This is a genomic window from Allorhizocola rhizosphaerae (genome assembly GCF_003426775.1).
GTDB lineage: Bacteria > Actinomycetota > Actinomycetes > Mycobacteriales > Micromonosporaceae > Allorhizocola > Allorhizocola rhizosphaerae.
This window is the reverse complement of record NZ_QJUG01000348.1, coordinates 1-6068: the sequence shown is the minus strand read 5'-3', so window position 1 is coordinate 6068 and position 6068 is coordinate 1. Positions and strand designations below refer to the sequence as shown.

Genomic DNA, 6068 nt, shown 5'->3' with positions numbered 1-6068 from the left:
CGCCGGGCGGTGGCATCTGCTGCCGCCGCGCGACCTCGACCCCACGCGGCGGGCCGCGACGGTCGCCGACGCGCTGCTCGATCGGCACGGGGTCGTCACCCGCGGGGCCGTGATGGCCGAGGGGCACCCGGGCGGGTTCGCCTCGGTCTACACCGTGCTGTCGGCGCTCGAGGAGCGGGGCGCGGCGCGGCGGGGATACTTCGTGGAGGGCTTGGGCGCGGCCCAGTTCGCGCTGCCGGGTGCGGTGGATCGTCTGCGCGCCATGGCCGAGCCCGACTACGACAAGGAGTTCACCGGGCGGCCCGCCGACACCTCGCCCGCCGCGCCATCGGCGTTGCCGCCGACGCCCCCAACCGCGCCGCAGCTCACACAGCCGCCAAGGGAGAGCTCCAAGTCGAAGACGCGCGCGCTCGTGCTGGCCGCCACCGATCCGGCCAACCCCTACGGCGCGGCGCTTTCCTGGCCCGCGACCGATGACGGGCACCGGCCGGGGCGCAAGGCGGGCGCGCTGGTCGTGTTGGTCAACGGCGAGCTCGTGATGTATGTGGAGCGCGGCGGGCGCACCGTGAAGTCCTTTGTGGACGATGAGACCATCCTCACGGCAGCGGCCCACGAGCTCGCCGCCGCCGTCAAGCGCGGCGCCCTAGGGGTGCTCAGTGTCGAGCGCGCCGACGGCGACGCGGTAATCGGGAGTGTTCTGGGCAAAGCACTGGAAAACGCTGGGTTCAAAATCACGCCGCGCGGGTTACGGCTCAGGGCTTAATCGGGGTGGCATGACTGGCAAACCAATGGCAAGCTGCCGTTCATGACGGCAACCACCCAGGCCGAATTACTCCCCGCACGCCCCCGAGACCCATACGTAGACTTCCTGAGAGCACTGAGCCTGATGGTGGTGGTCCTGTGGCACTGGGCGTTCACGATTCTGGAGTGGCGCGTCGACGGCCCGCATGCGACCAGCCCGCTCGGCTTCACCAAGGGCCTGTGGCTTGCCACGTGGCTGTTTCAGGTGATGCCGCTGTTCTTTTTCATCGGGGGCTACGTGCATTTGCGCTCGTGGGAGCGGGCACAGTCCAGGGGCGTGACCATGCGGACGTTCGTGTGGCGGCGGATGCGCCAGCTGCTGCTGCCCGCGGGCGCCGTGCTGATCGCGTGGATCGCGCTGGGCACGCTGATCGGGGCCTATTTCAACCTCACCGGCGTCGGGCGCACGATCAAGCTCATCGTGAGCCCGTTGTGGTTTCTGGCCGTCTACCTCGGGTTGATCGCGCTGTTGCCGGTTTCGCTGTGGCTGCACCGCAAGGCCGGGCTGCTCGTGCTCATCTGGTTCGGCGGGCTCGCGATGCTCGTCGATGTGCTGCGGTTCCACAACCACATCGAGGTCATGGGCTGGGCAAACATGGTGCTGGTGTGGGGGCTGGCACACCAGGCCGGGTTCTTCTACCAAAAGATCGTTGACGCGCCCCGTCCCAACGACTGGGCGCTGCTGTGGACCGGGCTGTTCGGGTTGATCGGGCTGGTGGGCAGCGGGCTCTATCCCGGGAGCATGGTCGGGGTACCAGGAGAAAGGTTCTCGAATGTCGGTCCGCCAACGTTTGTGATCGTGGCGCTGCTGCTGTTCCAGGTCGGCACGGTCGAGCTGTTGCGGCCCAAAATGGCGGTGTGGCTCGAACGCCCCCGGTGGAAGCGGACCAACAAGCTCATCAATGATTTCGCGCTGCCGCTGTTCCTGGTGCACACCACCGGCATGGCGCTGTTCCTGTTCCTGGTGTGGCTGGTGTTCGGGCTCGACATGAAGGAACGAGCCAATGTCGACCTCGGCTGGTGGCTGACCAGGCCGTTGGCCATCATCGGGCCGCTGCTGTGCACCATCCCGGTGCTGTGGTTGTTCCGGCGGTTGCAAAAGGGTGGCAAACAGCCGGTCCTCGGTCCGAGCAAAGAGAGCGAGACGGCTATAGCCTCTTAGGCATGCCCGGGTTTGACTACATCTCGTTGACGACCGACTACGGTCTGTCGGATGGTTTCGTTGCTGCGTGCCACGGGGTGATCGCACGCGCGGCCCCCGCGGTGAAGGTCATCGACGTGACGCACCTGATCGCGCCGGGTGACGTGACGAGGGCGGCGGCGATTCTGGCCCAGACCGTGCCGCACCTGCCCCCGGCGGTCCACGTGGCCGTGGTCGACCCGGGCGTCGGCACATCGCGGCGCGCGGTGGCGCTCGACTGCCGCGCCGGCGGGGTGCTGGTCGGCCCGGACAACGGGGTTCTGATGTGGGCCGCGACGGTCCTCGGCGGGGTGGACACGGCCTACGAACTGTCCACTCCCGACGATGCCTCGCGTACGTTCCATGGGCGTGACGTCTTCGCCCCTGCGGCCGCCCGGATAGCCCTCGGTGCGGCACAGCTGACTCAGCAGATCGATCCGTCGACGCTCATCACGCTGCCGGATCCCGTTGTCGCGGTGGGCGACGGCTGGATCGAGGCCGAAGTCCTGACCATCGACCGGTTCGGCAACGTGCAGCTCGCCGCGTCCGCGGAGCTGCTGCGGCAGCTGCCCGACAGTGTGACCGTGGGCGGCTGCCGGGCGGTGCGCGGTGAGACCTTCGCCGACGCGGCCCACGGCGGCCTGGTCGTCTTCGGCGACTCCGCCGACCGCGTCGCCATCGCCGTCAACGGCGGCCGCGCGGCTGTCATGCTGGCCGTCACCCCGGGCGACATCCTGCGCATCAGCTGACATCAGCAAGCGCACCATCACTACAGCCGCTACAGCAGCCACTGCTCCAGCTCCTCACATCCAGGAGACATCCTGTGCATCGCTAGCGGTTCTCAAAGGCGCAGCGCGGCGAGGAATGCGCTGCGCGCGGCGCCACTCGGCGGCCGAGCCGAACCGCGCCGGGCGAGGCATCACCTCCGCGGCCAAGACGAACCGCGCCGCGCGAAGCGTCACCTCGCGACGGCCGAGATGAACCGCGCCGGGCGAAGCGTCACCTCGCGACGGCCGAGACGAACCGCGCCGCGGCGGAGCATCAGCCAAGCACGCCGAGAAGGGCCATGGCTGCGCTCGCAGCGAGCACCGCGCCCACCCAACCGAGTAACGTGCCCGGCTTCGTACCCTCGCGAAGACTCTCGCGAACAGCCTCGCGAAGGGTCTGAACGCCGAACGGGACCAGCACCGCCGCAAGGCCCGCAACGGCGACGATCGACAGCAGCGTGGTGCCCTTCAGCACGCCGAGCGGCAGCGCCGCCATCGTGGACAGCGCGACGGCGCGGGCCAGCCCGAAGACTCCAGCCCTCCAGGCGCCGACGGCCAGCACCACCCAGCCTGCCATGATCGCTAAGGACAGCGCGCTCACGATGTGGTACGCCCCATAGGAATCCGCCACCGCCTGGGTCGCGGCCGACAGGTCCTGCACCCGGACGAGCTGGAACGCGAGATGATCAACGCCCGCGTGGAAGGCACGGGCGAACAGGCCGAACGTGACCAACGCACCACCCCACGCGGCCAGCGCCGGCCGGGTGGCGCCGATTCGCTGGGCCAGAACGGCAACCCCGGGCCACAGCACGATGTTGCCCGCAAGGAACAGGCTGTAGGCGGCGAACATCGTCGTCGGGTCACTGGCATAGGCGGCGAGCTGGTCCGGGAAGAAAAAGTGGTGTCCGGCCCGCAGCAGGACCCCGGCGAGCATCAGCGCAGGACCGAGCACGAGGGCGGCACCGCCCAGCCAGCGACCGGGAAAACGTGATTCAGTCATGCCCAAACGATGGGCGTCCCGGTGGTCCGGCCGCGTCGGAGCAGGCTCCGAACCTGCCATCAGACCGTGGTCTGACGCCGCGCCACCGTCCGACTGGCTACTGTCTAGCGATGATCTCCCGCCGGTTGATCCTGCTCGACGCCGTGGCAGCGGTGGCGATCACCGGCGCCTATCTGTCGTTCGCGTCCTTCGACGGGTCGGATGGCTCCCCGGCCTTTGCCGGGCCGGCGTGGCTTGGGGCACTGGTCGCCGCCTGTGTGGGCTTGCCCATCGCCGTCCGGCGGCTCTGGCCGATTCCGGCTGCGGCGTTCGTGGCCCTGGGCTGCGCCGCCTCGTCACTGCTCGATATCACGCGCGAGCCGTTCGTGGCCTCCGCCCTGGCGCTTTATGCGGTGGGCGTCCTCGAACCGACCCGCCGCTCGATCCGAGCGGTCGCCGTGGCCTTGCCGATACTGACCGGAGGTCTGGTCGCCGGCACATACGTGATCACCCCATCGGAGACGCTGACGGACACCATCGTGCTCGCCATGGGTGTGTGGTTGATCGCCGGTGGCGGCTGGGCCGTGGGCATCGCCACACGACGCCGCCGCAAGACCGCCGAGCGCACCGCCGAGAGCGAACGCAAGAGGGCGGCGACCGAGGAACGCCTGCGGATAGCGCGGGAGATTCACGACATCGTGTCGCACAACCTCGGTGTCATCGCCGTGCAGGCCGGTGTCGCCAACCACGTCGCGGCCACACAGCCCGAAGCGGCCCAGGCGGCACTGCGCTCCATCGAGGCCACCAGCCGTGGCGCGCTGGCTGAGATGCGCCGTGTCCTCGGCGCACTGCGAGGCGAGGCGGAAAGCCCCGGCGATCGGCAGCCGACGCCGGGCCTCGGCGGGCTGGGCGAGCTCGCCGAGCGTGCCCGCGCCGCAGGTGCCGTCACCGACCTCGCCGTGGAGGTGGACGAGCCGCTCCCGGAAGGTGTGGAACTGGCCGTGTACCGCATCGTGCAGGAGGCGCTGACGAATGTGGTGAAGCACGCGGCACCCGCCCGGTGCTCGGTGCGTGTTCTCGCCGAGCGGGGAAAGGTCACGGTCGATGTGACCGACGACGGCCGCCCGACCCGCACCGCCGGCCCGGGTCACGGACTCATCGGCATCCGTGAGCGCGTCATGCTGTACCAAGGAAAATTCATCGCGGGACCGGACGCGAGCGGCGGGTTTACCGTCCACGCAACCATTCCCTATGGGGAAGGGGAAGACCGGTGACGATTCGCGTGCTTGTCACCGACGATCAGGCGCTCGTGCGCGGCAGCTTCCGCCTGCTGGTCGACTCGGCGCCCGACATGACCACCGTGGGCGAGGCAGCCACGGGAGCCGAAGCGGTGGTTCTCGCCCGCGCTGAACGGCCCGATGTGGTGCTCATGGACGTCCGGATGCCCGGCATGGACGGCATCGAGGCCACCCGCCTGATCGGTGCCGATCCACAGACCGGCGACGTCCGCGTACTGATTTTGACGACGTTCGATCTCGACGACTACGTGTATGCCGCGCTTCGCGCCGGTGCCAGTGGGTTCCTGCTCAAGGATGCTCCGCCGGCCGATCTCTTGGCGGGAATCAGGCATGTGGCCGCGGGCGAGGGATTGCTCGCCCCGACGGTCGCGCGTCGGCTCATCCAGGAGTTCAGCCGAGGTGCAGGGCCCGGGGGCGCACCGGTTCGGGGGCTGGATTCCCTGACCGATCGGGAACGGCAGGTTCTGCTGCTCATCGCCGACGGACTATCTAATGTGGAGCTCGCGGCACATCTTCACCTGAGCATGGCCACGGTCAAAACCCACATCGGGCGATTGCTGGCCAAGCTGAACGCACGCGACCGGGCGCAACTGGTCATCGCTGCGTATGAGAGCGGACTCGTCTCACCCCGCCATCGCTGAAGCCGGTCAGACGCCAACGACGCTCGCGGTCACACGACGAGCCGGGTCAGACGCCGACAACGTCGCGATCGCGGGACTGGCCGGGGTCAGACGCCGACAACCTCGCGGTCACACGGCAAGCCGGATCAAACGCCGACAACCTTGCGGTCACACGACGAGCCGGATCAGACGCCAACGACCTCGCGGTCACGCGACGGGCCGGAACCAGCGCCGCCGGGCCGCACGTTGCGCGCGCGCAGGGTGGTGCGCAGCGGTGTGTCGCGGCGCACGGTCACGGAGACCGGGCCGTCGGTCGCCCACACCTGCTCGGCCTTTGCGGCCGCCGCTGCAGGCACCGGCGCGCCGGGAGCCGGGGTTGCCACGGGCGCGGCCTGGTCGGCCAGGACGCCCTCGACCTGCTCG

At 69.3% G+C, this 6068-nt stretch carries 6 protein-coding genes and 1 pseudogene; 5 read left to right on the top strand and 2 right to left on the bottom strand.

The window, feature by feature from the left end:
- The 3 genes from DM816_RS39605 to DM816_RS39595 form a co-directional block, all read left to right on the top strand.
- Window positions 1–763: Lhr family helicase (locus DM816_RS39605; protein ID WP_425455336.1), on the top strand; the 763-nt coding region annotated here is incomplete at its 5' end.
- A gap of 42 nt (window positions 764–805) precedes the next feature.
- Window positions 806–1963, top strand: a complete 1158-nt coding sequence (locus DM816_RS39600) for an acyltransferase family protein (protein WP_117215608.1) — start codon at window positions 806–808, stop codon at window positions 1961–1963.
- Window positions 1964–1965: 2 nt separating this feature from the next.
- Window positions 1966–2730: an SAM hydrolase/SAM-dependent halogenase family protein gene (locus DM816_RS39595; RefSeq protein ID WP_117215607.1), complete on the top strand. Its 765-nt coding sequence runs from the start codon at window positions 1966–1968 to the stop codon at window positions 2728–2730.
- 292 nt (window positions 2731–3022) lie between these two features.
- Here the strand turns inward: DM816_RS39595 and DM816_RS39590 are convergent, their stop codons facing one another.
- Complete coding sequence (locus tag DM816_RS39590; RefSeq protein WP_117215606.1) at window positions 3023–3748, bottom strand: hypothetical protein; 726 nt, start codon at window positions 3746–3748, stop codon at window positions 3023–3025.
- A gap of 110 nt (window positions 3749–3858) precedes the next feature.
- On the opposite strand from DM816_RS39590, the gene DM816_RS39585 reads away from it, so the two are divergent.
- A complete protein-coding gene (locus DM816_RS39585; RefSeq protein ID WP_117215605.1) occupies window positions 3859–5001 on the top strand; it encodes a sensor histidine kinase in 1143 nt (380 codons plus the stop codon).
- The gene (locus DM816_RS39580) at window positions 4998–5666 is read left to right on the top strand and encodes a response regulator (RefSeq protein WP_211589056.1); all 669 of its coding nucleotides are present in this window, start codon (window positions 4998–5000) and stop codon (window positions 5664–5666) included. Before DM816_RS39585 ends, DM816_RS39580 begins: the two co-directional genes overlap by 4 nt.
- Window positions 5667–5830: 164 nt before the next feature.
- On the opposite strand, the pseudogene DM816_RS39575 reads toward DM816_RS39580, so the two are convergent.
- A pseudogene (locus DM816_RS39575) lies at window positions 5831–6068 on the bottom strand (hypothetical protein); the annotation flags it as partial.

Coding starts and splice junctions, on each gene's coding strand:
- DM816_RS39595 (WP_117215607.1), top strand. CDS start 1,966: ATGCCCGGGTTTGACTACATCTCGTTGACGACCGACTACGGTCTGTCG.
- DM816_RS39590 (WP_117215606.1), bottom strand. CDS start 3,748: ATGACTGAATCACGTTTTCCCGGTCGCTGGCTGGGCGGTGCCGCCCTC.
- DM816_RS39585 (WP_117215605.1), top strand. CDS start 3,859: ATGATCTCCCGCCGGTTGATCCTGCTCGACGCCGTGGCAGCGGTGGCG.
- DM816_RS39600 (WP_117215608.1), top strand. CDS start 806: ATGACGGCAACCACCCAGGCCGAATTACTCCCCGCACGCCCCCGAGAC.